Source organism: Pseudomonas sp. SWRI154, from assembly GCF_014268645.1.
Taxonomy (GTDB): domain Bacteria; phylum Pseudomonadota; class Gammaproteobacteria; order Pseudomonadales; family Pseudomonadaceae; genus Aquipseudomonas; species Aquipseudomonas marvdashtae.
In genome coordinates, this window is record NZ_JABWQW010000004.1 from 20,536 (window position 1) to 42,521 (window position 21,986).

The 21,986-nt window shown below is 61.1% G+C and carries 25 protein-coding genes; 11 read left to right on the top strand and 14 right to left on the bottom strand.

Going from position 1 to position 21,986, the window contains the following annotated elements; translation table 11 throughout:
• Nucleotides 1-41 precede the first annotated feature (41 nt).
• Nucleotides 42-1,391 (bottom strand): solute carrier family 23 protein, encoded by a 1,350-nt coding sequence (locus HU806_RS05145; RefSeq protein ID WP_186610360.1) that lies wholly within the window; start codon nucleotides 1,389-1,391, stop codon nucleotides 42-44.
• A 243-nt stretch (nucleotides 1,392-1,634) separates the two neighbouring features.
• On the bottom strand, nucleotides 1,635-2,072 hold the full coding sequence (locus HU806_RS05150; protein ID WP_186610361.1) for a MarR family winged helix-turn-helix transcriptional regulator: 438 nt from the start codon (nucleotides 2,070-2,072) through the stop codon (nucleotides 1,635-1,637).
• Between the two features lie 81 nt (nucleotides 2,073-2,153).
• Between HU806_RS05150 and HU806_RS05155 the strand changes: the two genes are divergently transcribed.
• A complete protein-coding gene (locus HU806_RS05155) occupies nucleotides 2,154-3,320 on the top strand; it encodes an aminotransferase-like domain-containing protein (protein ID WP_186610362.1) in 1,167 nt (388 codons plus the stop codon).
• Nucleotides 3,321-3,380: 60 nt separating this feature from the next.
• Here the strand turns inward: HU806_RS05155 and HU806_RS05160 are convergent, their stop codons facing one another.
• From HU806_RS05160 to HU806_RS05180, 5 genes are all read right to left on the bottom strand, one after another.
• On the bottom strand, nucleotides 3,381-3,752 hold the full coding sequence (locus tag HU806_RS05160) for a glutathione S-transferase N-terminal domain-containing protein (protein WP_186610550.1): 372 nt from the start codon (nucleotides 3,750-3,752) through the stop codon (nucleotides 3,381-3,383).
• Between the two features lie 98 nt (nucleotides 3,753-3,850).
• On the bottom strand, nucleotides 3,851-4,396 hold the full coding sequence (gene folE / locus HU806_RS05165) for a GTP cyclohydrolase I FolE (protein WP_030142335.1): 546 nt from the start codon (nucleotides 4,394-4,396) through the stop codon (nucleotides 3,851-3,853).
• A gap of 78 nt (nucleotides 4,397-4,474) precedes the next feature.
• Nucleotides 4,475-5,032, bottom strand: coding sequence for a Smr/MutS family protein (locus HU806_RS05170; RefSeq protein WP_186610363.1), 558 nt, complete (start codon nucleotides 5,030-5,032; stop codon nucleotides 4,475-4,477).
• Nucleotides 5,033-5,106: 74 nt separating this feature from the next.
• Nucleotides 5,107-5,427 (bottom strand): hypothetical protein, encoded by a 321-nt coding sequence (locus HU806_RS05175; protein ID WP_186610364.1) that lies wholly within the window; start codon nucleotides 5,425-5,427, stop codon nucleotides 5,107-5,109.
• Between the two features lie 129 nt (nucleotides 5,428-5,556).
• Nucleotides 5,557-6,147, bottom strand: a complete 591-nt coding sequence (locus HU806_RS05180) for a cysteine hydrolase family protein (RefSeq protein WP_186610365.1) — start codon at nucleotides 6,145-6,147, stop codon at nucleotides 5,557-5,559.
• 254 nt (nucleotides 6,148-6,401) lie between these two features.
• On the opposite strand from HU806_RS05180, the gene prmB reads away from it, so the two are divergent.
• On the top strand, nucleotides 6,402-7,310 hold the full coding sequence (gene prmB / locus HU806_RS05185) for a 50S ribosomal protein L3 N(5)-glutamine methyltransferase (RefSeq protein ID WP_186610366.1): 909 nt from the start codon (nucleotides 6,402-6,404) through the stop codon (nucleotides 7,308-7,310).
• 84 nt (nucleotides 7,311-7,394) lie between these two features.
• On the opposite strand, the gene HU806_RS05190 is transcribed toward prmB, so the two are convergent.
• Nucleotides 7,395-8,183 carry a hypothetical protein gene (locus HU806_RS05190; RefSeq protein WP_186610367.1) on the bottom strand — a complete coding sequence of 263 codons (789 nt, stop codon included), beginning with the start codon at nucleotides 8,181-8,183 and terminating at the stop codon, nucleotides 7,395-7,397.
• 109 nt (nucleotides 8,184-8,292) lie between these two features.
• Complete coding sequence (locus tag HU806_RS05195) at nucleotides 8,293-9,258, bottom strand: alpha/beta hydrolase (protein WP_186610368.1); 966 nt, start codon at nucleotides 9,256-9,258, stop codon at nucleotides 8,293-8,295.
• A gap of 142 nt (nucleotides 9,259-9,400) precedes the next feature.
• Here HU806_RS05195 and aroC point away from each other — a divergent pair, with 142 nt between their 5' ends.
• Genes aroC through mtnC form a run of 5 tightly spaced genes read left to right on the top strand, consistent with a single transcriptional unit; the run spans nucleotide 9,401 to nucleotide 13,541 of the window.
• A complete protein-coding gene (gene aroC / locus HU806_RS05200) occupies nucleotides 9,401-10,492 on the top strand; it encodes a chorismate synthase (RefSeq protein WP_186610369.1) in 1,092 nt (363 codons plus the stop codon).
• A 34-nt stretch (nucleotides 10,493-10,526) separates the two neighbouring features.
• The gene (locus HU806_RS05205) at nucleotides 10,527-11,672 is read left to right on the top strand and encodes an MFS transporter (protein WP_186610370.1); all 1,146 of its coding nucleotides are present in this window, start codon (nucleotides 10,527-10,529) and stop codon (nucleotides 11,670-11,672) included.
• Nucleotides 11,669-12,289, top strand: coding sequence for a methylthioribulose 1-phosphate dehydratase (locus HU806_RS05210; RefSeq protein WP_186610371.1), 621 nt, complete (start codon nucleotides 11,669-11,671; stop codon nucleotides 12,287-12,289). The genes HU806_RS05205 and HU806_RS05210 overlap by 4 nt, the downstream gene beginning before the upstream one ends.
• A gap of 18 nt (nucleotides 12,290-12,307) precedes the next feature.
• A complete protein-coding gene (locus HU806_RS05215) occupies nucleotides 12,308-12,853 on the top strand; it encodes a 1,2-dihydroxy-3-keto-5-methylthiopentene dioxygenase (RefSeq protein ID WP_186610372.1) in 546 nt (181 codons plus the stop codon).
• 4 nt (nucleotides 12,854-12,857) lie between these two features.
• Entirely contained in the window at nucleotides 12,858-13,541 is a 684-nt protein-coding gene (gene mtnC, locus HU806_RS05220) for an acireductone synthase (RefSeq protein WP_186610373.1), read from the top strand.
• An 88-nt stretch (nucleotides 13,542-13,629) separates the two neighbouring features.
• Here the strand turns inward: mtnC and HU806_RS05225 are convergent, their stop codons facing one another.
• Nucleotides 13,630-13,908 carry a DUF3509 domain-containing protein gene (locus tag HU806_RS05225; RefSeq protein ID WP_030142324.1) on the bottom strand — a complete coding sequence of 93 codons (279 nt, stop codon included), beginning with the start codon at nucleotides 13,906-13,908 and terminating at the stop codon, nucleotides 13,630-13,632.
• 357 nt (nucleotides 13,909-14,265) lie between these two features.
• On the opposite strand from HU806_RS05225, the gene HU806_RS05230 reads away from it, so the two are divergent.
• The 4 genes from HU806_RS05230 (at nucleotide 14,266) to HU806_RS05245 (ending at nucleotide 17,593) form a co-directional block, all read left to right on the top strand.
• Nucleotides 14,266-16,092 (top strand): long-chain-acyl-CoA synthetase, encoded by a 1,827-nt coding sequence (locus HU806_RS05230; protein WP_186610374.1) that lies wholly within the window; start codon nucleotides 14,266-14,268, stop codon nucleotides 16,090-16,092.
• Nucleotides 16,093-16,187: 95 nt separating this feature from the next.
• Complete coding sequence (locus HU806_RS05235) at nucleotides 16,188-16,706, top strand: ankyrin repeat domain-containing protein (RefSeq protein WP_186610375.1); 519 nt, start codon at nucleotides 16,188-16,190, stop codon at nucleotides 16,704-16,706.
• Nucleotides 16,707-16,799: 93 nt separating this feature from the next.
• On the top strand, nucleotides 16,800-17,330 hold the full coding sequence (locus HU806_RS05240) for a hypothetical protein (RefSeq protein WP_186610376.1): 531 nt from the start codon (nucleotides 16,800-16,802) through the stop codon (nucleotides 17,328-17,330).
• Nucleotides 17,331-17,401: 71 nt separating this feature from the next.
• Nucleotides 17,402-17,593, top strand: coding sequence for a PLDc N-terminal domain-containing protein (locus tag HU806_RS05245; protein WP_053149901.1), 192 nt, complete (start codon nucleotides 17,402-17,404; stop codon nucleotides 17,591-17,593).
• 77 nt (nucleotides 17,594-17,670) lie between these two features.
• On the opposite strand, the gene HU806_RS05250 is transcribed toward HU806_RS05245, so the two are convergent.
• From HU806_RS05250 to HU806_RS05265, 4 genes are all read right to left on the bottom strand, one after another.
• The gene (locus tag HU806_RS05250) at nucleotides 17,671-18,870 is read right to left on the bottom strand and encodes an MFS transporter (protein WP_186610377.1); all 1,200 of its coding nucleotides are present in this window, start codon (nucleotides 18,868-18,870) and stop codon (nucleotides 17,671-17,673) included.
• A gap of 260 nt (nucleotides 18,871-19,130) precedes the next feature.
• A complete protein-coding gene (locus HU806_RS05255) occupies nucleotides 19,131-20,129 on the bottom strand; it encodes a sulfate ABC transporter substrate-binding protein (RefSeq protein ID WP_186610378.1) in 999 nt (332 codons plus the stop codon).
• A gap of 90 nt (nucleotides 20,130-20,219) precedes the next feature.
• Entirely contained in the window at nucleotides 20,220-21,044 is an 825-nt protein-coding gene (locus HU806_RS05260; RefSeq protein WP_186610379.1) for an ion transporter, read from the bottom strand.
• A gap of 20 nt (nucleotides 21,045-21,064) precedes the next feature.
• Entirely contained in the window at nucleotides 21,065-21,979 is a 915-nt protein-coding gene (locus tag HU806_RS05265; RefSeq protein ID WP_186610380.1) for an urea transporter, read from the bottom strand.
• Nucleotides 21,980-21,986: the final 7 nt, after the last annotated feature.

Here is a 21,986-nt window from a genome sequence, read left to right on the forward strand (position 1 = left end):
AGCCCCACCAACGGGGTGAGGCGGATGAAGATGTGTACCGTCTACAAGAAGATGAACTTGGCGATAAAGATCGCGCAGAGCGCCCACAAGCTGACGGATATTTCCTTGTATTTACCGGTGCCAGCCTTTAGCACCACGTAGGTGATGAAACCCAGCGCAATGCCATCGGCGACCGAAAAGGTCAGCGGCATCATGATGGCTGTAACGATTGCCGGGATGCTGTCAGTCGCTTCGTCCCATTCGATGTGGGCCATGCCGCCCATCATCAGCATGGCGACATAGATCAAGGCGCCGGCGGTAGCGTAGGCCGGGATCATCCCAGCCAGCGGTGCGAAGAACATGGCGGCAATAAATAACACGCCGACTGTGACGGCGGTAAGCCCGGTGCGGCCACCGGCGGCGACACCGGCGGCGCTTTCCACATAACTGGTGACGGGTGGCACACCGACCATAGCGCCAAATACGCTGGAAGCGCTGTCAGCCTTCAGCGCCTTGGACAGGTTTTCGATCTTGCCATCGGGCTTCACCAGGCCGGCGCGCTGGGCCACGCCCATCAGGGTGCCGGCGGTGTCGAACATGTGGACGAAGAGGAAGGCCAACACCACGCTGATCATGCTGACATTGAACACGCCGGCCACATCCATCGCCATCCAGGTCGGTGCGAGGCTTGGCGGCGTGGACATCACACCGTTGTATTGCACCAGTCCAAGGCCCCATCCGGCCAGGGTCACGGCAATGATGCTGATCAGGATCGCGCCGAACACGCGGTGGTAGCTGAGCACAGCGATCATCAGAAAGCACACCGCGGCCAGCAGCGGTCCAGGCTCGTGCAGGGAGCCCAACTTGATCAGCGTGGCGGGGCTGTCGACGACGATGCCGGCGGTTTTCAGGCCGATCAGCCCAAGGAACAGCCCGACGCCCGCGCCCATCGCATAGCGGAGGCTGACCGGGATGCTGTTGAGCAACCACTCACGGACCCGCGACAGGGTAAGGAACATGAACAACACACCGGAAACAAACACCGCGCCCAGCGCGGTTTCCCAGTTGTAGCCCATTGTGCCGACTACGGTGTAGGTAAAAAAAGCGTTCAGGCCCATGCCGGGTGCCAGGCCTACCGGCCAGTTGGCGTACAGGCCCATCAACAGGCAACCGAGGGCCGCGGCGATGCAGGTGGCGACGAACGCGGCGCCGTGATCAATGCCGGCGTCGGCCATGATGTTGGGGTTGACGAAGATGATGTAGGCCATGGTGATAAAGGTCGTCACACCGGCGATAAGCTCGGTCTTCACCGTGGTGCCATGCAAGCTGAGTTTGAAGAGGCGTTCCAGCCAGCCACTGCGTAATGGCGGCGAGAGATCCAGCGTCTGGGCTTCGGGTTTGCGGCTTTCCACAGCGAGTACTCCTCAAGAGTTTTATTGTTATTTCCAGCACCGCGTGTTCCCTGAGGAAGGCTGCGAGGCATTGAGGCAGGTAAGGCTGGCGAAGTTGTTGACCGCTTGGTCAGGAACTCGCACGAGGCGAATTATGCTTTTGTATACAAATAAAGCAAATAATGTTTTCTGTTTTGTAGACGAAATTTATGGCGATAGGGATATATCGCCATGAGGATGCCTTGGGATCGGACGCGCAAGCTGTCAGTCGCTAGCCTTCCCTAATCCCAGATTCACCGCCAACCAGCCATCGACAGCTGCTTCGCCTGCCTCGGCAAACACCCGTTCGAGCAATTTCACCTGCTCGCGCCGCAGCGCCTGCTCAAACCGCTCGCCTTCGGCCGTCAATTCCAGCAGCCGCTTGCGCTTGTCGGTCTCGGACGCAACGCTGTTGACCAAATGCATTTCCATCAGCTGGCGTAACGGCATGTTCAGCGCCTGTTTACTTACGCCGAGCAGCGCCAGCAATTCCTTCACGCTCAGGGACGGATAACGAGCGATGAAAAAAACGATGCGTTGATGCACGCGGCTCAGCCCGCGACGCTCGAGCATTTCATCGGCCTTGGCGGTGAACGCCTGGTAGCCGAAGAAAAAAGCTTCCATGGCCATTTGTTGGGAGGTTGGGTGTTTAAGGTCAAGCATATTGACGTTTCCGGAGAAGGCGGAGTAATTTCAGTCAACCAGTTTGACTCATCTATCCCTACCCTCGCTACAGGTGACCCCATGGCATTTTCCGAACGTGTCTCGCGCCTCAAGAGCTCTTTGATTCGAGAAATCCTCGCCGCGGCGCAGCGCCCGGAAGTGATGTCGTTCGCGGGTGGCCTGCCCGCCGAAGCCATGCTGCCGAAGGTGGATTGGCAGGATATGCCGCGATCCATGGGCCAATACGGCATGAGCGAAGGTGAGCCGGCCCTGCGTGAAGCGTTGGCAGCGCAGGCGCGATCCTTGGATCTGCCATGTACGGCAAGCCAGGTAATGGTGGTCAGTGGTTCCCAGCAAACCCTCGACCTGGCGGCGAAGTTGCACATCGACATCGGCACCGAGGTCATGCTCGAAGCCCCGACTTACTTGGCGGCGCTGCAGATTTTCCAGTTGTTCGGCGCCAACTGCATCACCGTGCCGCTGGAGGCGGATGGCCCGGACCTGGAGCAACTGCGGGCTAGGCTGGAGCGGCATCGGCCAGCGTTCATCTACCTGATCCCGACCTTCCAGAATCCTTCGGCGGTGCGCTACAGCGAGGCCAAGCGCGATGCGGTGGCGGCGCTGCTGGATGAGTTTGGCGTGACCCTGGTAGAGGACGAACCCTACCGTGAGCTGACGTTCGACGGCGCCAGTGCCACGCCAATCGTCAGTCGCTTGAAAAAAGCCAGTTGGATCTACACCGGCACCGTGTCGAAGACCCTGCTACCGGGGCTGCGGGTGGGTTATTTGATTGCCAGCCCGGACCTGTTCCCGCACCTGCTGCGGCTCAAGCAATCGGCGGATCTGCACACCAACCGCATCGGCCAGTGGCAGGCGTTGCAATGGATCGGCACCGAGCAGTACCGCAGCCATCTGAGCGATTTGAGGGATTTCTACCGGGAGCGTCGCGACCGGTTCCAAGCCGCGCTGCAACGGCACTTTTCCGACCTGGCGGACTGGAACGTGCCTCAGGGCGGGCTGTTTTTCTGGCTGACCCTCAAGCAACCGCTGGACACCCGCACCCTGTTGGCCGCGGCGCTGACGGCGGACGTCGCGTTCATGCCGGGGGAGCCATTCTTTCCGGACCCGGACAAACACCCAGGGCATCTGCGCTTGAATTTCAGCCACATCGATCCGGCACGGCTGGATGAAGGACTCAAGCGCTTGGCAGGCGTGGTGCGTGAGGCGCTGGCCGCGGAAGCGGCGTGACTTCAGGGGGATGGCTTCGACGCTTGCGCGCGATAAGGCCATCCACTGCCTTGAAAATCCTTAGACCGCCGAAAAGCGCTTATCCAGATAATCGATGATCACTTTCGACTCATACAACCAAGTGGTCTCGCCGTTTTCTTCAATTCGCAGGCACGGCACTTTGATCCTGCCGCCTTGCTCCAGCAGCGTTTGGCGATCCTGCTCGTTATTCTTCGCGTCGCGCAGGACCACCGGCACGTTGAGGCGGCGTAGGGCGCGGCGGGTCTTCACGCAAAAAGGACAGGCGTGGAATTGATACAGCGTCAGGCCGCTGGCTGCCTGGTCAACTTGCGCCTGGGCGTCGGCCGTGCGCTGTTTCTTGGCGGGCCGGGTGATGAAATCGAGGAAGATGATGAGCTGGCCCAGGCCAACTCGAAGCGCTTTGACGATCACGGTACAAGCCTCGCGGGAAGAACAGGGCGCGCAGCTTACCTGATTTTTCGCGGGCAAAAAAAAACCGGCGATCAATGCCGGTTTTTTTACGCGACGGGTTACTTGATGAGGCTGAGGAACTCCATGCGCGTCGCCGCATTTTCGCGGAACTCGCCAAGCATCACCGAAGTGATCATCGAGGAGTTCTGCTTTTCCACACCGCGCATCATCATGCACATGTGCTTGGCTTCGATGACGACCGCCACGCCGAGTGCACCGGTCACTTGCTGGACCGCATCGGCGATCTGGCGGCTGAGGTTTTCCTGGATCTGCAAACGACGCGCGTACATGTCAACGATGCGTGCAACTTTCGACAGGCCCAAGACCTTGCCGCTCGGGATATAGGCGACATGAGCCTTGCCGATAAACGGGAGCAGGTGATGCTCGCACAGCGAGTACAACTCGATGTCCTTGACCAGCACCATCTCGCTGTTGTCGGAGCTGAACAAGGCACCGTTGGTGACTTCTTCCAGGGTCTGTTCATAACCGCGGCAAAGGTACTGCATGGCCTTGGCAGCGCGCTTGGGCGTGTCGAGCAGGCCCTCGCGGGAAACGTCCTCGCCCAATTGGCCGAGAATCGCGGTGTAATTCTGTTCCAGAGACATGAAACTACCTGTGGGGATTTTACGCAAAGGGCAAGGGTACGGTGGCGGACACGGCGCTGCAAGCTCGGCAATCGAGGGCTACTCGTCGCGGCCTTCCATCATGGTGCGCTTGAGCATCACGTACACCGCCCCGGCGCCGCCGTGTCTGGCCTGGCAGGAAGTGAAGCCCAGCACTTGCGGATGCTGGCGCAGCCAGGTGTTGACGTGACTCTTGATCATCGGTCGCTTGCCGTCCAGTCGCACGGCTTTGCCGTGGGTGACGCGCACGCAGCGGATTTCGAATTTGGTGGCCTCGGCGAGGAAGGCCCAGAGGGTTTCCCGGGCTTTTTCGACAGTCATGCCGTGCAGGTCGAGGCTGCCTTCGAAGGGGATCTGGCCGACCTTGAGCTTGCGCATCTGGCTTTCCTGCACGCCGTCGCGAGCCCACATCAGCTCATCTTCAGGGCCGACATCGATCACAAACTGATCGGACAAACCGTCCACGGTGGCGGCATCGGTACGCACGGTGGCGGCTTGGCGCAACTTGGCGATCTGCGCGCGATCGGCTTTGGGTTTGCCGGTTTCAGCGCGATCGTGCTTGATCGGTTTTACGCCTTGGATGGCACTTTTGAACAGGGAAAAGTCGTCGTCTTGCATGTCAGCCTCCGCGAAGGCCGGCCAGTTTACCGAACTCCTGGGGGATCAGGCGCAAGAAAACGTCGGATGGCGGGTCAGTCGTGCTTTTTCATCAGATGTGGAGACATGGCCAGCTCCAGGGATTGGCGGGCGCGACGGCGGCAACGGCGCCAAAGCCAGACGCCCAACAGCAATACCAGCAAGCCGATCGCCAGGATCATCGCCGAGCCGAGCGGGGTGGCATTCAATTCACCCAGTGCGGGTGGGCGGCCGAGCAGGCTGGCGGCACCGGCCATGGCCAGCAGGACACCGAGCGTTGCCAGCAGCGCGGCAATCGCCGCGCCGAAACGAAATCGCCAGTTGCTCGGGCCTTTGGGCCGCAAGCGACGTGCATCAAAACCATCGGATATCTTCATTCCGACCTTCCTCAATGGGTATCGGCCCTTCGACCGGAAGATGTTCGGGTTGTTCCTGAGGCTAGGGTATTTGAAGGAAATGGGAGGCTTTTGCGGATGAGCGGCGGAACGGGCCGCTCATCGAGGGCATCAGGTGAAGTCGCGGGTCAGGGCCAAGGTGGCGAAGTTGTCCGCCATGATTGCCATTTCGGTCTGGTGCACCTGTTCGGCGCTCAGCACGCCGCCTTTGTGCGGCAGGTCGCGGGTGGTGCAGGCGTCTTCGACGAGGGTGCAACGGAACCCCAGGTTCTTGGCGGCGCGCACGGTGGTGCTGACGCTGGAATGGCTCATGAAGCCGCAGACGATCAGGTCCAGGGGGCCGAAGTCTTCGAGGCGCTTCTTCAGCTCTGTGCCGTGAAATGCGCTGGGGAGCAATTTTTCGATCACGGTTTCGTCGCCCTGGGGTTCGAGGCCCGGAATGAATTCGCCGCGTTCGCCCTGCGGATCGAACAGCCCGCCATGGGTGCCGAGATGGCGCACATGCACGATCGGGCGCCCGGCGGCTCGGGCCGCGCCGAGCAATTGCTTGATGTTCGCGACCGCCGCGTCCATGCCGCTCAGGGCCAAGGGGCCGGCGAGGTATTCTTTCTGGGCATCGATGATGATCAGGGTCGCTTGACTCAGGTTGGCCGCCGCATAACCACGGCCGCTGAGTTGAAACATCGTTTTTGGAACGGACATTCTGGGGCTCCTTCGGGTGGGGCTTTTGCGACATTGTCCTCCGGCTGAGCGGTTCTGTGAATCGCTTCCATCGCAAGGGCCGCCGTTGCTGGCCTACAGCCTTGTCAAGTTCGGCATCTTGTTCAATAGGACGTGCAAAAAAGGGAAGATTCTTACAGCTAAGCCGGCACTTTTCGTTCGCCCTTGGCGCGTGTTTGGGTGGGCATGCGTTTGGCTGTTAGACTCGCCCGTCGATTTTCCTGGAGTTTGCCGCCGTGATCACATCCCGCCTTCGCACCCTGCGCGACCACATCCGTTGGGCCGTCAGCCGTTTCCATGGGGAGGATCTGTTTTTCGGCCATGGCACCGATAACGCCTGGGATGAAGCTCGCCAGTTGGTCCTTGGCGCGCTGCACCTGCCTTGGGAAATTGCCGACAGCTACCTGGATTGCCGCCTCGAAGACGAAGAGCTGGTGCACGTCCAGCGCTTGCTGCGCCGACGCATTGACGAGCGCATCCCGACTGCCTACTTGCTGGGTGAGGCCTGGTTTTGCGGCATGTCTTTCATCGTTGACGAGCGCGTGCTTATCCCGCGCTCACCCATCGGCGAGCTGATTGAAAAACGCTTCGAACCCTGGTTGGGGCAGGAGCCGGCACGGATTCTCGACCTCTGCACCGGTTCCGGCTGCATCGGTATCGCGTGTGCTTATGAATTTCCCGAGGCCGAAGTGGTGCTGGCCGACCTGTCGTTCGAAGCGCTGGAGGTGGCCAACCAGAACATCGAGCGCCACGGTGTCGACGAGCGGGTGTTTACTGTCCAGGGCGATGGTTTCGATGGATTGCCTGGGCAACGTTTCGATCTGATCGTGTCGAACCCGCCCTATGTCGATGCGGAGGATTTCGCCGACATGCCCCAGGAGTACCAGCATGAGCCTGAACTGGGCCTGGCCTGCGGCGATGACGGCTTGAACCTGGTTCGCCGGATGCTGGCTGAGGCGGCCGATCATCTGACCGACAAAGGATTGCTGATTGTCGAAGTGGGCAACAGCCAGGTGCACGTCGAAGCGCTGTACCCGCAAGTCGACTTTGCCTGGCTGGATTTCGAGCGCGGCGGGCACGGGGTGTTCATGCTCAGTGCCGAACAGTGCCGTCAGCACCAGGCGTTGTTTGCTTCGCGGGTTTGATTCTGGCTACGGCGGACTGCCTTTGTGGCAGGGAGCAAGCTCCCTCGCCACGGGATCGGGGGCGGCCCCCACGTTCAACGGTGCTCAATGCCGCGTCGCAATCCAGATCAGCAACCCCGCCTGGAACATCGCAAACGCCACCAGGCAGGTAATGGTGAAGCGTAGACCGGTGTCTTCGCGTTTGAACTTGTTGACCTTTTCTTCCTGCTTCTTGAGTTTGACTTCCTGTTCCGCCAGGTTCTGCTCGGCTTGTTGGAGCATTTGCGCGGCTTCGAGGATCTCGACGAATTGCAGTTTCTCGGTGTTCCAGTCACCTAGCAGATCGCCGACCTGGGCTGGCTTGACGCTGCCCTTGAGGTGTTGGGCGTCGGCGTAGACCACTTCAAAACCGTGGGCCTTGAGGAAGTGGTCGCGGCGCAGACGCGTGTCTTCGTTCAGCGCGTCCTTGTTATTCAGATCGGTACCGTCGACCCGGTAGCCCGACCAGCGCTTCTTTGCCCAGGTAATGCCTTGGGCGGCGAGGAAGCGACCAATGCCTCGGTTCAACGGCTCGACTTGCAAACTGTCGGGAGAGAAGTACAGGCGTTTTTCGACGTGATCGGCCCAGACATCCAGATGGTTCTGTTCCTTGCGCACCCGCTGGCCCGGCAGCTGGACGCTCATGCGCAGCAAGCTGCGCTCCTTGCTATGGCGCTCGGCATAGCTGAATTCGACAAACCGCAGCGGTCGCACGCCGGTGGCGCGATCGGTCTTGAGCGGGGCCAGCCGGAGCATTTTGTGATGCTCGGCGTGCACGTCCGCCCAAGGCAGGTCCGCCGCAGGTGAGGCGGCCGTTTCGGCGACGGCGTCGGGTGAAGTTTCAGTCTCAGTCATAACGGCAAAATCCTGTCCAGGCCGGCTCCTCGGCAGCCAATGCGCTGTCCGACACCGGTTTATCGGCCGTTTTTGCCAAGACTGGAGGGCTATAGGCCACTAATCCCGCTCAACGGGCGGCCAGCGCGCCAATAAAGTTCAGGATGTGCGCGCCGAGTTCGGCGGCCAGGGGCAGGTTGGGATCCTTGTAGGAAGCCAGTTGCCGTTTCACGTCGTTGGGCACGATGCGCATCACATGGTTCATGCCTTCGATCAACGCCAACTGCGCATCGGGCTTGGCGGCCTTCAACCGCTTGGCGTCGTCGACGCTGACCTGGATATCGTTGCTGCCCTGGATAATCAATGCCGGCATCTTCAGCGCGGCGAAGGCGTGGGCCGGGTCCTGACGGAACAAGGAAATGAGGTAAGGCTGCACGCTGGGGCGGAAGATGACATGCAGTTGCGGCGGCACATCAGCGTCGGGGCGGCCGGCCTTGAGGCTGTCGAGCAATTCGTTGCTGCGCAACATCAGCGCCGGTGGCAGGCGGTTGCTGAGCTGTTGGCGCAGCACTTGGTCAATCGGACGAGCGCTGCCGGACACCGAGATGACAGCCGCCGCGTTGGCCTGGGGCGCGGCGAGGCTGGCGATCAGCGCGCCTTCGCTGTGACCGAGGAGGATCAACGGGCCCAGCCGAGGATCAGCGGCCAGTTTGTGGCTCCAGGCCACGGCATCGGCGACATAGGCTTCGACGCTCAGGTTGCGTTCGTCGGGCGTGGCCGCGAGGCTGGCCGCCACGCCGCGCTTGTCGTAGCGCACGCTGGCGATGTTGTGCCGGGCCAACACCCAGGCCAGTCGCTTGAGGCTGTCGTTGCGCCCGCCCTCGGGGTTGTTTCCGTCACGATCCGTAGGACCTGACCCTGAAATGATCAGGACAACCGGCACCGGCGTGTCGGACTTGGGCAGCAGCATCGAGCCGAAAAGCTCACCGCTACCGGTGTCGAGGCTGATGGGACGTTGCAGCACGGTGGCCTGGGCGAAACCAGGAAGCAGGCCGGTCAACAGGGTAAGGCTCAAGGCAAACGCTCTTAACATCATGACGCCATTAGTTGCAAAGGTGCCGGTTGGACTGGCGGGCACCGATAAGGTTCGAGGATGAACTACTTGGGGAGCCTGCGTATACTGGCGCCCACTACGAATCCAAGGTTGAGTCTCTCAGCGATTTCACGGAGCACCCTGCATGTCCGGCAATACCTACGGCAAGCTGTTCACTGTCACCACCGCGGGCGAAAGCCATGGCCCGGCGTTGGTCGCCATTGTCGACGGCTGCCCGCCGGGCCTGGAGATTTCCCTGGAGGACCTGCAGCGTGATCTGGACCGTCGCAAGCCCGGCACCAGCCGCCACACCACCCAGCGCCAGGAAGCCGATGAAGTCGAAATACTTTCCGGGGTGTTCGAGGGGCGCACCACCGGTTGCGCGATTGGCCTGCTGATTCGCAATACCGACCAGAAGTCCAAGGACTACTCGGCCATCAAGGACTTGTTCCGCCCGGCCCACGCCGACTACACCTATCATCACAAATACGGCGAGCGCGACTACCGTGGCGGCGGCCGCAGCTCGGCGCGGGAAACCGCCATGCGCGTGGCGGCCGGGGCGATTGCCAAGAAGTACCTGGCCAGCCAGGGCATCGTCATCCGAGGCTACATGAGCCAGTTGGGCCCGATCGAGATCCCGTTCAAGACCTGGGACTCGGTGGAGCAGAACGCCTTCTTCAGCCCCGACCCGGACAAGGTGCCGGAACTGGAGGCCTACATGGACCAGCTGCGCCGGGACCAGGATTCGGTCGGCGCGAAGATCACCGTGGTTGCCGAGGGCGTGATGCCTGGCCTGGGCGAGCCGATCTTCGACCGCCTCGACGCCGAACTGGCCCACGCGCTGATGAGCATCAACGCGGTGAAGGGCGTGGAGATCGGAGCCGGTTTCGCCTGTGTCGCCCAGCGCGGCACCGAGCATCGCGACGAACTGACGCCTGAGGGTTTCCTGAGCAACAATGCCGGCGGCATCCTCGGCGGCATTTCCTCGGGCCAGCCGATTGTCGCGCACCTGGCCTTGAAGCCGACGTCCAGCATCACCACGCCCGGACGCTCCATCGACGTTCATGGCAATCCGGTTGACGTCATCACCAAGGGCCGCCACGACCCTTGCGTGGGCATCCGCGCGACGCCGATCGCCGAAGCGATGATGGCGATTGTGTTGATGGATCATCTGCTGCGTCATCGCGGCCAGAACGCCGACGTTCGGGTCGGCACGCCGGTGTTGGGTCAGCTTTGATGACTGGCCAGCCGACCGCCGTGGCCTGACGACCATGGCGGCGTTGCCGTACTGGCGGCTTTCCAGTTTCTATCTGTTTTACTTTGCGTTGCTCGGTTCGACCGCGCCGTTCCTTGCGCTGTACTTCGATCACCTGGGTTTCAACGCGGCGCGTATCGGCGAGCTGGTGGCGATTCCCATGCTGATGCGCTGCGTGGCGCCGAATCTCTGGGGCTGGCTCGGGGACTACACCGGCCGGCGCCTGGCGATCGTACGCTTCGGCGCGATCTGTACGCTGCTGAGCTTCTCGCTGATTTTCATTGATAAAAGCTACGCTTGGCTGGCGATGGTCATGGCGCTGCATGCGTTCTTCTGGCATGCGGTGCTGCCGCAGTTCGAGGTCATCACCCTGGCCCACCTGAGCGGGCAAGCGTCGCGCTACAGCCAGGTCCGCCTGTGGGGCTCCATCGGTTTTATCATCACCGTGGTGCTGCTGGGGCGGTTGTTCCAGTGGCTGAGCCTGGACGTCTATCCGGTAGCCCTGGCCCTGATCATGGCCGGTATCGTGCTCAGCAGTTTCTGGGTGCCCAACGCCCAGCCCGTGCAGGGGCCGCGAGTGGCTGGGGACGGTTTTCTGCGGCAATTGCGCAACCCGGGGGTGCTGGCGTTTTATGCCTGCGTCGGTTTGATGCAACTGAGCCATGGGCCTTACTACACATTTCTGACCTTGCACCTGGAGCGCCTGGGTTACAGCCGTGGATTGATCGGCGTGCTCTGGGCCGTTGGCGTGGTCGCCGAGGTGCTGGTGTTCCTGCTGATGAGCCGGATCCTGGCGCGGTTTTCCGTGCGCCGGGTGCTGATCGCCAGCTTCCTGCTGGCGGCGCTGCGCTGGTTGCTGCTCGGGTCGCTGGCGGAGTTTCTCTGGGTGCTGTTGTTTGCCCAGGTGTTGCACGCGGCGACATTCGGCAGCTTTCACGCCGCCGCCATTCATTTCGTGCAACGTAGCTTCGGCCCTCGCCAACAAGGCCAGGGCCAGGCGCTGTACGCCGCGCTGGCTGGCACCGGCGGGGCGCTGGGCGCGTTGTATTCCGGCTACAGCTGGAATGCGTTGGGCGCCGGATGGACGTTCAATATCGCCAGCCTCGCAGCCTTGGCTGCAGCCGTTATCATTGCCACACGCATGCAAGAGGACAGGCCATGAGCCTTACCCGTGAACAGCTCGCCCAGGAAATCATCGACGCCGGGCGTTTTTTGTATGGTCGCGGCTGGTCCCCGGCCACCAGCAGCAACTATTCGGCGCGGCTTTCGCCTGACCAGGCCCTGCTCACCGTGTCGGGAAAACACAAGGGACAGCTGGACATCGACGATGTGCTCGCCACCGACCTGGATGGCAACAGCCTGGAACCGGGCAAGAAACCGTCCGCCGAAACCCTGCTCCACACTCAGTTGTATCGCTGGCGGCCGCAGATCGGCGCGGTGTTGCACACCCATTCAGTGAATGCCACGGTGCTGTCGCGCCTGACGAGCGAAGCCTTCATTGACTTTGAAGACTACGAACTGCAAAAAGCCTTCAGTGGGATCACTACGCACGAATCCCAGGTTCGCGTGCCGATTTTCGACAACGACCAGGACATCACGCGCCTGGCCGCCAAGGTGCAGCCATGGTTGGAGGCGCACCCCGATTGCGTCGGCTACCTGATTCGTGGCCACGGCTTGTACACCTGGGGCCCGCGCATGAACGATGCGCTGCGGCAGATCGAAGCGTTCGAATTCCTGTTCGAGTGCGAACTCAAGACCCGCGCACTCCTGAACCGTTAATTTGCTGGAGCCATTGCCATGAGCAGCCTGTCTGTCTACCACGTATCGAGTCCCGAGATTCCGAACAAGGTGCTGACCCACTTTGAAGACATTGCCTCGACCCTGGCCGAGAAGGGCGTGCGCTTCGACCGATGGGAAGCCGCGGCCAAGATCCAGCCCGGCGCCAGCCAAGAGGAAGTGATCGCCGCCTACCGGACCCAGATCGACAAGCTGATGACCGAGCGCGGCTACGTCACGGTCGATGTCATCAGCCTCAACAGCGATCACCCGCAAAAAGCCGAACTGCGCGCCAAATTCCTCGATGAACACCGCCATGGAGAGGACGAGGTACGATTTTTCGTCGCCGGTCGTGGCTTGTTTACCTTGCATATCGACGACTACGTCTACGCGGTCCTCTGTGAAAAGAACGACCTGATCTCGGTGCCCGCCGGTACACCGCATTGGTTCGACATGGGCGAACAGCCGCATTTCGTTGCCATTCGCCTGTTCAACAATCCCGAAGGTTGGGTCGCGAAGTTTACCGGCGACGACATCGCCAGCCGTTTCCCGCGCCTGGAGGACTGAGCTCATGACGATCAAAGCCATCCTCACGGACATCGAAGGCACCACCAGCGCGGTGAGTTTTGTATTCGACGTGTTGTTTCCCTACGCCGCTGAACACCTGCCGGATTTTGTCCGGCAGAACGCCGCGCGCGTTGATGTAGCCGAGCAATTGGACGCTGTGCGCCGCGACAGTGGTGAAGGCCACGCCGATACCGAGCGGGTCATCGCCATCCTCTTGGGCTGGATCGCCGAGGACCGCAAGGCCACGCCGCTCAAGGCGTTGCAGGGCATGGTCTGGGAACAGGGCTACCAGGCCGGACAGTTGAAAGGTCATGTTTATCCGGACGCGGTACAGGCGCTCAAAAATTGGCACCAGCAAGGCTATCGCCTGTTTGTCTATTCCTCGGGTTCGATCCAGGCGCAGAAACTGATTTTCGGCTGTTCCGAAGCGGGCGACCTGTCGCCGCTGTTCAGCGGCTATTTCGACACCACGTCGGGGCCCAAGCGGGACGTGCAGTCCTACCAGCGGATCAGCGTGGCGGTGGGCGTTGCGCCGGGGGAAATCCTGTTCCTGTCGGATATCGTCGAGGAACTGGACGCGGCTCGCGATGCCGGCATGGCGACTTGTGGCTTGGCGCGTGAAGGTGGTGAGCTGGTGGGCCATGAAACCGTGGAAAGCTTTGCGCGGATCGATCCGGCGAGTTTCTGAGGCGCAGCACGTCGCCCAAACGAAATCGGGCCATGCAGCCGCAAAGCTTCATGGCCCGATCAGGGTCGTTGTTACAGGGACGTTGCTATCAGGCGCTGTGATAAGTCGGCAGCGCAAAGCGATGCTGGCTCTGCAACATGGCGACCGGCGGCAGCTCGCTGGCCTGTTCAGCCAGGTCACGGCGAATGGCGCTGATTGCCCAGGACAACTGGTCGCCAGCGTGCAACTGAGCGTAGGAAATCGTGCGTTTGAACAGTTTGCCGTCGCTGTTGCGCAAGGTCAGCAGGATGCCGCCATCCGGGCGAGCCTGGGTAGTGACTTCGTAGTTGGAAAACAGCGATGCAAACTTCTCTTGAATCATGTTCATAGTTGACTGCTCCATGGTGTGGCAAACCGTGGAGGGGTAGTTGCAGTGTCTGTGCCAGCATTTGATCGATAGAAAATTCCATAAAAAACAATAGGTTATATTCTTACCGAATTTTCGCTTTCGTGCATCTTGCATGAATGGCCATCGTGCATCCTGCATTTTGCGTGGTTGGAGCAGATTTTTGGAACCAAACTACGCTCGCACGCTCACGCTTCGCCTGGCCTTGGGTTGCGGATACAAAACATTGCAAAAACCGCGTGTACAGCCGCCGAATCGCTGGCGTACTTTCGACTCCAGATTTCGCACAACCTATAACAAGAACCGCGGTCCATAAGGCCGGACGGGGAAGGATCACCCATGAGTCGTACACCCAGCGACGCTATTACCTGGGGCATGATGCTGCGCAAACTGCCGGCCATCGCCAGGGCTGTTCCGCGCCTTGTCAAAGGCATGAAGCTCGCCAACGTCCAAGACCCCAGCCAGCCCTGCGGCTTGGGCTGGTGCTTCGAGCAGGCCACGCAACGTAATCCCCAAGGCCCGGCGTTGCTGTACGGCGACACGGTGCTGAGTTATGCACAGGTCAACGCGCAGGCCAACCGCATCGCCCATTACCTCCAGGCGCAAGGCATCGGCAAGGGCGACTGCGTGGCGCTTTTCCTGGAAAACCGTCCACAACTGTTGATAACCGTGCTGGCGGTGGCAAAGGTCGGCGCCGTCAGCGCGATGATCAATACCTCGCAAACCGGCGATGCGTTGGTCCATAGCCTGGCGCTGGTCGCGCCCGTTGCCGTGGTGGTCGGGGACGAGCGAGTCGCAGTGTTCAACGACGTGCGCGGTCGGACTGCGCTGTCGGAGGCCCGTACCTGGTGGGTGGAGGATCAGGAAAGCGCCGCGGCTCCGTGCGGATTCGTTGACCTGATAAGCAACAGCGAGCAATACCCGGGCGATAATCCGGCCAGCAGCCAGCAGGTCTTCCTCAACGACCCGTGCTTCTACCTCTACACCTCAGGCACTACCGGACTGCCCAAGGCCGGCGTTTTCCGCCATGGCCGTTGGATGCGCACCGCCACCAGTTTCGGGCTGATCGCCCTGGACATGCAGCCCGAGGACATCGTCTATTGCACGCTGCCGCTGTATCACGCCACCGGTCTGTGTGTGTGCTGGGGCGCGGCGGTTTGTGGTGCGTCGGGGTTTGTGATCCGCCGCAAATTCAGCGCCAGTCAGTTCTGGAACGACGTTCGCCGTTACCGCGCGACCACCTTGGGTTATGTCGGCGAGTTGTGCCGCTACCTGGTCGACCAGCCTGAGAACGGCACGGACCGGCAGCACGCCGTGACCAAAATGATTGGCAACGGTCTGCGCCCAGGCGCCTGGGCGGCCTTCAAGACCCGCTTCGGTGTCGGTCACATCTGCGAGTTGTATGCGGCCAGCGACGGCAATATCGGCTTCACCAATATTCTGAATTTCGATAACACGGTGGGTTTTTCCCTGATGGGCTGGGCGTTGGTGCAGTACGACCACGACAGCGGCGCGCCCTTGCGCAACCTGCAAGGACGCATGCAGAAAGTCCCCAAGGGCGAGCCGGGCCTGCTGTTGGCGCGCATCGACGACAAGGCGCCGCTGGACGGCTACACCGATGCGGCCAAGACTGAAAAAACCATCTGCCGGGATGTCTTTGTCCCCGGCGACCGCTATTTCAATACGGGCGACTTGCTGCGCAACATCGGGTTCGGCCATGGACAGTTCGTTGATCGCCTTGGCGACACTTATCGTTGGAAGGGCGAAAACGTCTCGACCACGGAAGTCGAGAACGTGCTGCTGCAACACCCGCAGATCTGCGAGGCGGTGGCTTATGGCGTGGAAGTCAACGGCACCAATGGCCGTGCCGGCATGGCCGCGATCACGCCGTCCGAATCCCTTGCGACGCTGGACTTCAGTGAACTATTGCAGTTTCTCCAGGGCGAGTTGCCTGGCTACGCCGTGCCGCTGTTCCTGCGCATCAAAGTGAAGATGGACACCACGGGCACCTTCAAATACCAGAAGACCCGGCTCAAGGCTGAAGGCTTCGACCCTTGCCTCGCCAGCGACGAACCGGTCTTCGCTTGGCTGCCCGATACCGCGACCTACGTGCGAGTAGACCGGCAACTGGCGACGCGGATCCAGGGCGGGCAGTACCGCTATTGATTCTGGCTATGGCTGTTGCAGGGAAAAAAGGGATGACAGCGCCTAAGTCCCTCGGGAAACTAGCGGCTTTGCGAAGAGCCAACTGGAGTTTTCCCATGTCCGATACAAGCCGCCAGATGACCCCGGAAGAGGCTGCGGAATTTGCCGAGCAGGTGTTCAACGTCGCGCGCCAGGGCGATGCCGCGATGATGGCTGCGCTGCTGAGCAAAGGCCTGCCGCCGAACCTGCGTAACCACAAGGGCGACACCTTGCTGATGCTCGCCGCTTACCACGGGCATGTGGAAACCGTGAAAGTGTTGCTGGAAAACCAGGCCGATCCGGAAATTCGCAATGACAACGGCCAGAGTCCGATTGCCGGCGCGGCGTTCAAGGGCGACCTGGCGGTGGTCTCGGCCTTGGTGGACGGCGGCGCGCAAGTGGAAGGTTGCTCATTTGATGGCCGCACGGCCTTGATGATGGCGGCGATGTTCAACCGGGTGGAAATCGTCGATTACCTGATCAGCAAGGGCGCCGATCCCAAGGCCAAGGATGCCAACGGCGTCTCGGCCCTGGATGCGGCCAAGACCATGGGCGGGGTGGATACCACGGCGCAGTTGGAGAAACTGTTGGGCTGAGAGCGAGTTCCGCCGTCACAGGATCTGCCCTGACATCAGCCGATGTGATGCGCTATCCTGCGCGCCTGAAAATTCAGTCACAGGATTCGCCCAATGAAAGCCGCACTCGCCGAACTCATCAGTAAAATCAGCTCCGGCTGCCTCGGTGAAGCGGACATTGAGAAAATCGCCGACGAAGCGGCCCAGGCCTATGCCGATCCGGTGGCTTTCCTGGCGGCCAATACGGACATCAACTACGACGACACCTTCCCCATCCCGTTGGGCGAATGGGTGGTGGTGGGCAGCCTGCCGGACACGGTGTTGTTCCAGGCTGACTCCTACGTCGAGTTGTTCGAGCAGATCGTCGCCTCGTTCGGCCCCGGTGTCGCCTTCAACCTCAAGCCCAAGCAACTGGCCAAGACCGAAGCGCTGACCGCACTCAACCGCATCCAGATCCAGATGAGCAGCCTGAACAAGGAAAACGGCGGCTACGTGCTGATGAACTTCAGTCAGTTGCTCGACGATGAACTGCAAATGGTACTGGTGTACGGCAATGACCTGCCGCGCGTGCTGGCGCTGTGCGCTGAAGTCGGCATCGCCGCTGCGCCCGCCCTGGAAGCGCTCAAGGTCGCGGTTCACGTCTGATGCAATAATACGGAACCCTTGCCCCGGCGCCGCTATCCTAAGTGTGCATATCACCATTTGGGAGCGACACCATGGGTTCCACTTTCAACGGCCTGATTGGCCTGATCATCCTGGCGCTCGATATCTGGGCCATCATCAATGTGCTCAAGAGCGGCGCGGGCACCGGGGCGAAGGTCCTGTGGGTGCTGCTGATCCTCCTGCTGCCGGTGTTGGGCCTGATTATCTGGGCGATTGCCGGGCCGCGTGGCAACGTGCGGGTCTGACCGCTCCAGCAAAAATGCCCGACAGGTACTGACCTGTCGGGCATTTTTTTATGGCCTGACGTTATCGCGGCAGGCTCTCAGGCCGTTGCCAGCGTGGATTTCTGCGAAGCACTCAAGAAGCGCAGCAACGCCAGCAACGGGAAGGCGCTGCCGACGATCACCACCCACAACCAGCCGCCATGTTCGTAGACCGCACTGGCGATCGACGAGCCGAACGCACCGCCGACAAAAATGCTGGTCATGTACAGCGCGTTCAGCCGGCTGCGACTTTTCGCATCCAGGCCATAGATAGTGCGCTGACCCAGGACCATGTTCATCTGCACACAGAAGTCCAGCACCACACCGGTCACTGCCAGGCCGATGACGCTGTACAACGGGTGAATGAACGCAGGCAGGAAACTCAGGGCGGCGAACAGCATGGCCAGCAGCGAGGCGATGCGCGTGTGTCCTGCATCGGCGAGGCGGCCAGCAATGGGCGCCGCGATGGCGCCGATGGCACCCACCAGGGCGAACAGCGCGATCTCGGTCTGGGACAGGCCGTGGTTGCGCGACAGCTCCAGGGGTACGGCGGTCCAGAACAGGCTGAACGTGGCGAACATGCAAGCCTGATAGAAAGCTCGCTGACGCAACTGCGGTTGCTGGCGCAGCAGCGTGCCGAGCGAGCCCAGCAGTTGCCCGTAGGAGGCACGGTGGTCGGGCTGGCGCTTGGGCACGGTGACCGCCAGGACGATACTGATCGCGGCCATCAGCGCTGCGGCGATCATGAACATCGCCCGCCAACCGAAATGGTCCGCCACGAGGCTGGACACCGGCCGGGCCAACAGGATCCCGAGCAACAGCCCGCCCATGATCCCGCCCACGACGCGACCGCGCGATTCTTCCGGCGCCAAGTGCGCGGCAAGCGGAATCAGCACCTGGACCGAGACCGAACTGAACCCCACCAGCAACGAAACCAGCAGGAATACGTTCGGTTGCTCGGTGAACGCCGCGCCCAACAGGCTGGCAATCGCGACCACGGTGGTGAGGATCATCAGGCGGCGGTTTTCCAGCAGGTCGCCCAGTGGCACCAGGAAAAACAGCCCCAGGGCATAACCGATCTGGGTGAGCGAGACGATCAGGCTGGCCATGGTGCTGGACAGGCCGACGTCGGGCGCAATCAGTTCGATGATGGGCTGGGCGTAGTAGATGTTGGCGACAATGGCGCCGCAGCAGAAGGCGAACAACAGGACCATGCCCCGTGTCAGGGTGGCGGGCGAGGCGGGTGAATGAGCACTCATGGCAATCTCATCGATCGATTGAAAGGGATGGCGAGAGGCTAAAGACTTGCAGGGCTCTGGAACAGGGCTTGGGGTTGATAGCAGTCATGCTTGCGGTTGATGGTGATTGCTGCGATGAACGCTTATGTGGCGAGGGAGCTTGCTCCCGCTCGGCTGCACAGCAGACGCAAAGGAGAAGGCGCCATAGGGCTGCTTCACCCCAGCGGGAGCAAGCTCCCTCGCCACAAAAGCTTGATTGCAATCCTAGGCGAATCAGCGCCTCACCGGCCGTTATAGATCTGGTCGAAAATCCCACCGTCATTGAAGTGGGTCTTCTGCACGGTGCGCCAGTCGCCGAAGGTTTTTTCCACCGAGAGGAAGTCGACTTTCGGGAAGCGGTCGGTGTATTTCGCCAACACCGCCGGGTCCCGAGGGCGCAGGTAATTGGCCGCAGCGATTTCCTGGCCTTCTGGCGACCACAAGTATTTCAGGTACGCCTCGGCGGCCGCACGGGAGCCTTTTTTCTCGACGACTTTATCCACAACGCTGACCGGTGGCTCGGCTTCGGCGGACACGCTTGGGTAAACCACTTCGAACTGGTCGCGGCCAAATTCACGGGCGATCATTTCCGCTTCGTTTTCAAAGGTCACCAACACGTCGCCGATCTGGTTGGTCATGAAAGTCGTGGTGGCCGCGCGTCCGCCGGTGTCCAGCACGGGCGCTTGCTTGAACAGCTTGCCGACGAAGTCCTTGGCCTTGTTCTCGTCGCCGCCATTCTTGAGTACATAACCCCACGCCGACAGATAGGTGTAGCGGCCATTGCCGGAGGTTTTCGGGTTGGGCACGATCACTTGCACGCCGTCCTTGAGCAGGTCCGGCCAGTCCTTCAGTGCCTTCGGGTTGCCCTTGCGCACGATAAACACCGTGGCCGAGGTGAACGGCGCACTGTTGTTCGGCAGGCGGGTGACCCAGTTCTCTGGGACCAGTTTGCCGTTGTCCGCCAGGGCATTGATGTCGGTGGCCATGTTCATGGTGATGACATCCGCCGGCAATCCGTCGATCACCGAGCGCGCCTGTTTGCTGGAACCGCCGAAGGACATCTGCACGGTGATGTTCTCGTTGTGCTCGGCCTGCCAATGTTTCTGGAACGCAGTGTTGTAGTCCTTGTAGAAATCACGCATCACGTCGTAGGAAACATTGAGCAGGGTCGGGGCGGCGTGGGCCAGGCTGCCGAACGTCAGGCCGGCGGCGAGAAGGGTGGCGCCAAAGAATTTCTTCACTGCGAATTCCTTTTTATTGAAAGAGTAGGGCGATAAGCCAGCACACTAGCGATTGGCTTATAGGCCTTCAAGTATTTAAAAGTGCTTTGCTTATTCCAATTTCTTGAACAGCGCGTTGCCACAACGGGAGCAAAAGGCGGCGCCATGTTCATGGTTGTTTTTACTGCACACCGGGCAGTCGTGCTTGAGCTGGTCGCCGCGCATGGCGTTGGCCAGCTCGGCGGTGAAAATTCCCGTAGGCACGGCGATGATCGAGTAACCGGTGATCATCACCAAGGATGAAACCACTTGGCCCAGCGGGGTTTTCGGCACGATGTCGCCGAAGCCCACCGTGGTCAATGTCACGATAGCCCAATAGATTCCTTTCGGAATGCTGGTGAAGCCGTGCTCGGGGCCTTCGATGACGTACATCAGCGTGCCGAACACCGTGACCAGGGTCGATACGCTGACCAGGAACACGATGATTTTCTGCTTGCTGCCCCGTAGCGCGGCTAACAGGTAGTTGGCCTGCTTGAGGTACGGGCTGAGCTTGAGCACCCGGAAAATCCGCAACATGCGGATGATCCGCACGATCAGCAGATATTGGGCATCGCTGTAGTACAGCGCGAGGATGCCCGGCACGATCGCCAGCAAATCTACCAGCCCGTAGAAACTGAACGCGTAGCGCAGCGGCTTTGGCGAGCAGTAGAGGCGCAAGCCGTACTCCACGATGAAGATGAAGGTGAAGCCCCATTCGATGGCGGCCAGTAGCGTGGCGTAGTTCTTGTGCACGCTGTCGATGCTGTCGAGCATCACGATCACCAGGCTGGCGAGGATGATCAGCAGCAGCGCGCTGTCGAAGCGCCGGCCGGCCACGGTGTCGGTCTGGAAAATGATCACATAGAGGCGTTCACGCCAGTTGTTGCTGCTGTCCATAACCTTCGCCTGATCGATATTCAGCGAAGCCTAGGGTGATTGCCCCGCGGAGTGCAAGGCGCAGTGTCGAGGCTGGCCTGATGCCACAGCCGCTCGGTCGCCTGCACCAGCCAGCACGCGAGGATGAACGGCGCTGTCAGCGGTGCCAGGCCCAGCGCCGCGAAACCTGGCGTGAGGAGGACCGCCAGCAGCATGCCGGCCAGTGGCTTCCATGGTTGACCGCGCTGTTGGCTCAGCGCCAGGGCGGCCAGCGCCGGGTTGTAGCCGCCCAGTCCGGACAGGGCTTGCAGCGTGTCTTGATGCAACCCGGTGAAAACCAGGCCGGCGACCGAACCGGACAGCGCCCAGGCAGCGGCGCGACGGTTGGCAATCAGCAAACCGATGGCGATCAGCGCACCGGCGAGCGGATGGTCGAGAAACATGACCTGTCCGAGGCCGTTCAAAGGGGCGGCCAGCAAAGAGGGATAAGTCATCTCCAACGATGTGGGCGCGGGTGCCTGCGGGACAAAACCCAGCAGGAGCCAGCCAAGCCCGACGAAAGGCGCGGTGTAGGCCGGCAGGCAGCGTGGGCGTGGGGTTCGCTTGAGCCATTGTTGGCTCAACATCGCGCTGAGACCTGCGCTGGCGATGATCAATAGTGGCAGCAAAACCGACCAGGGAAATATCAGGCTCAGCAGCAATCCCAATAGGATGCCGTTGTAGCTGAACAGCCCGGCCTGCCGGTGTTCCTTGGCATAACCGCGTCGCTGCGCGGTCAACAAACCCGCCACGCCGCCCAGCAGCGCACCGCCGAGCAAGGCGGGCGCCGTCAGCAGAATGGCCACCAGACACAGCAAGCCGCACAGCGGATGACGCTGGAGGAAAATCTGGCTGAAGCCGTTGAGCAGGGCGGTCGCCCAGTCGGGGCACTGGGAGGGTGAGCAATGATTGGGCATATGGGTC

Excerpts from the sequence above, each read along its gene's own strand:
- HU806_RS05150 (WP_186610361.1), bottom strand. The coding sequence starts at position 2,072 with ATGCTTGACCTTAAACACCCAACCTCCCAACAAATGGCCATGGAAGCT.
- HU806_RS05210 (WP_186610371.1), top strand. The coding sequence starts at position 11,669 with ATGAGCCTTACCCGTGAACAGCTCGCCCAGGAAATCATCGACGCCGGG.
- HU806_RS05175 (WP_186610364.1), bottom strand. The coding sequence starts at position 5,427 with ATGAAGATATCCGATGGTTTTGATGCACGTCGCTTGCGGCCCAAAGGC.
- HU806_RS05190 (WP_186610367.1), bottom strand. The coding sequence starts at position 8,183 with ATGACTGAGACTGAAACTTCACCCGACGCCGTCGCCGAAACGGCCGCC.
- HU806_RS05240 (WP_186610376.1), top strand. The coding sequence starts at position 16,800 with ATGAAAGCCGCACTCGCCGAACTCATCAGTAAAATCAGCTCCGGCTGC.
- HU806_RS05245 (WP_053149901.1), top strand. The coding sequence starts at position 17,402 with ATGGGTTCCACTTTCAACGGCCTGATTGGCCTGATCATCCTGGCGCTC.
- aroC (WP_186610369.1), top strand. The coding sequence starts at position 9,401 with ATGTCCGGCAATACCTACGGCAAGCTGTTCACTGTCACCACCGCGGGC.
- HU806_RS05195 (WP_186610368.1), bottom strand. The coding sequence starts at position 9,258 with ATGATGTTAAGAGCGTTTGCCTTGAGCCTTACCCTGTTGACCGGCCTG.
- HU806_RS05170 (WP_186610363.1), bottom strand. The coding sequence starts at position 5,032 with ATGCAAGACGACGACTTTTCCCTGTTCAAAAGTGCCATCCAAGGCGTA.
- HU806_RS05230 (WP_186610374.1), top strand. The coding sequence starts at position 14,266 with ATGAGTCGTACACCCAGCGACGCTATTACCTGGGGCATGATGCTGCGC.
- HU806_RS05225 (WP_030142324.1), bottom strand. The coding sequence starts at position 13,908 with ATGAACATGATTCAAGAGAAGTTTGCATCGCTGTTTTCCAACTACGAA.
- HU806_RS05215 (WP_186610372.1), top strand. The coding sequence starts at position 12,308 with ATGAGCAGCCTGTCTGTCTACCACGTATCGAGTCCCGAGATTCCGAAC.
- HU806_RS05235 (WP_186610375.1), top strand. The coding sequence starts at position 16,188 with ATGTCCGATACAAGCCGCCAGATGACCCCGGAAGAGGCTGCGGAATTT.
- HU806_RS05265 (WP_186610380.1), bottom strand. The coding sequence starts at position 21,979 with ATGCCCAATCATTGCTCACCCTCCCAGTGCCCCGACTGGGCGACCGCC.
- HU806_RS05205 (WP_186610370.1), top strand. The coding sequence starts at position 10,527 with ATGGCGGCGTTGCCGTACTGGCGGCTTTCCAGTTTCTATCTGTTTTAC.
- HU806_RS05260 (WP_186610379.1), bottom strand. The coding sequence starts at position 21,044 with ATGGACAGCAGCAACAACTGGCGTGAACGCCTCTATGTGATCATTTTC.
- mtnC (WP_186610373.1), top strand. The coding sequence starts at position 12,858 with ATGACGATCAAAGCCATCCTCACGGACATCGAAGGCACCACCAGCGCG.
- HU806_RS05180 (WP_186610365.1), bottom strand. The coding sequence starts at position 6,147 with ATGTCCGTTCCAAAAACGATGTTTCAACTCAGCGGCCGTGGTTATGCG.
- folE (WP_030142335.1), bottom strand. The coding sequence starts at position 4,396 with ATGTCTCTGGAACAGAATTACACCGCGATTCTCGGCCAATTGGGCGAG.
- HU806_RS05155 (WP_186610362.1), top strand. The coding sequence starts at position 2,154 with ATGGCATTTTCCGAACGTGTCTCGCGCCTCAAGAGCTCTTTGATTCGA.
- HU806_RS05250 (WP_186610377.1), bottom strand. The coding sequence starts at position 18,870 with ATGAGTGCTCATTCACCCGCCTCGCCCGCCACCCTGACACGGGGCATG.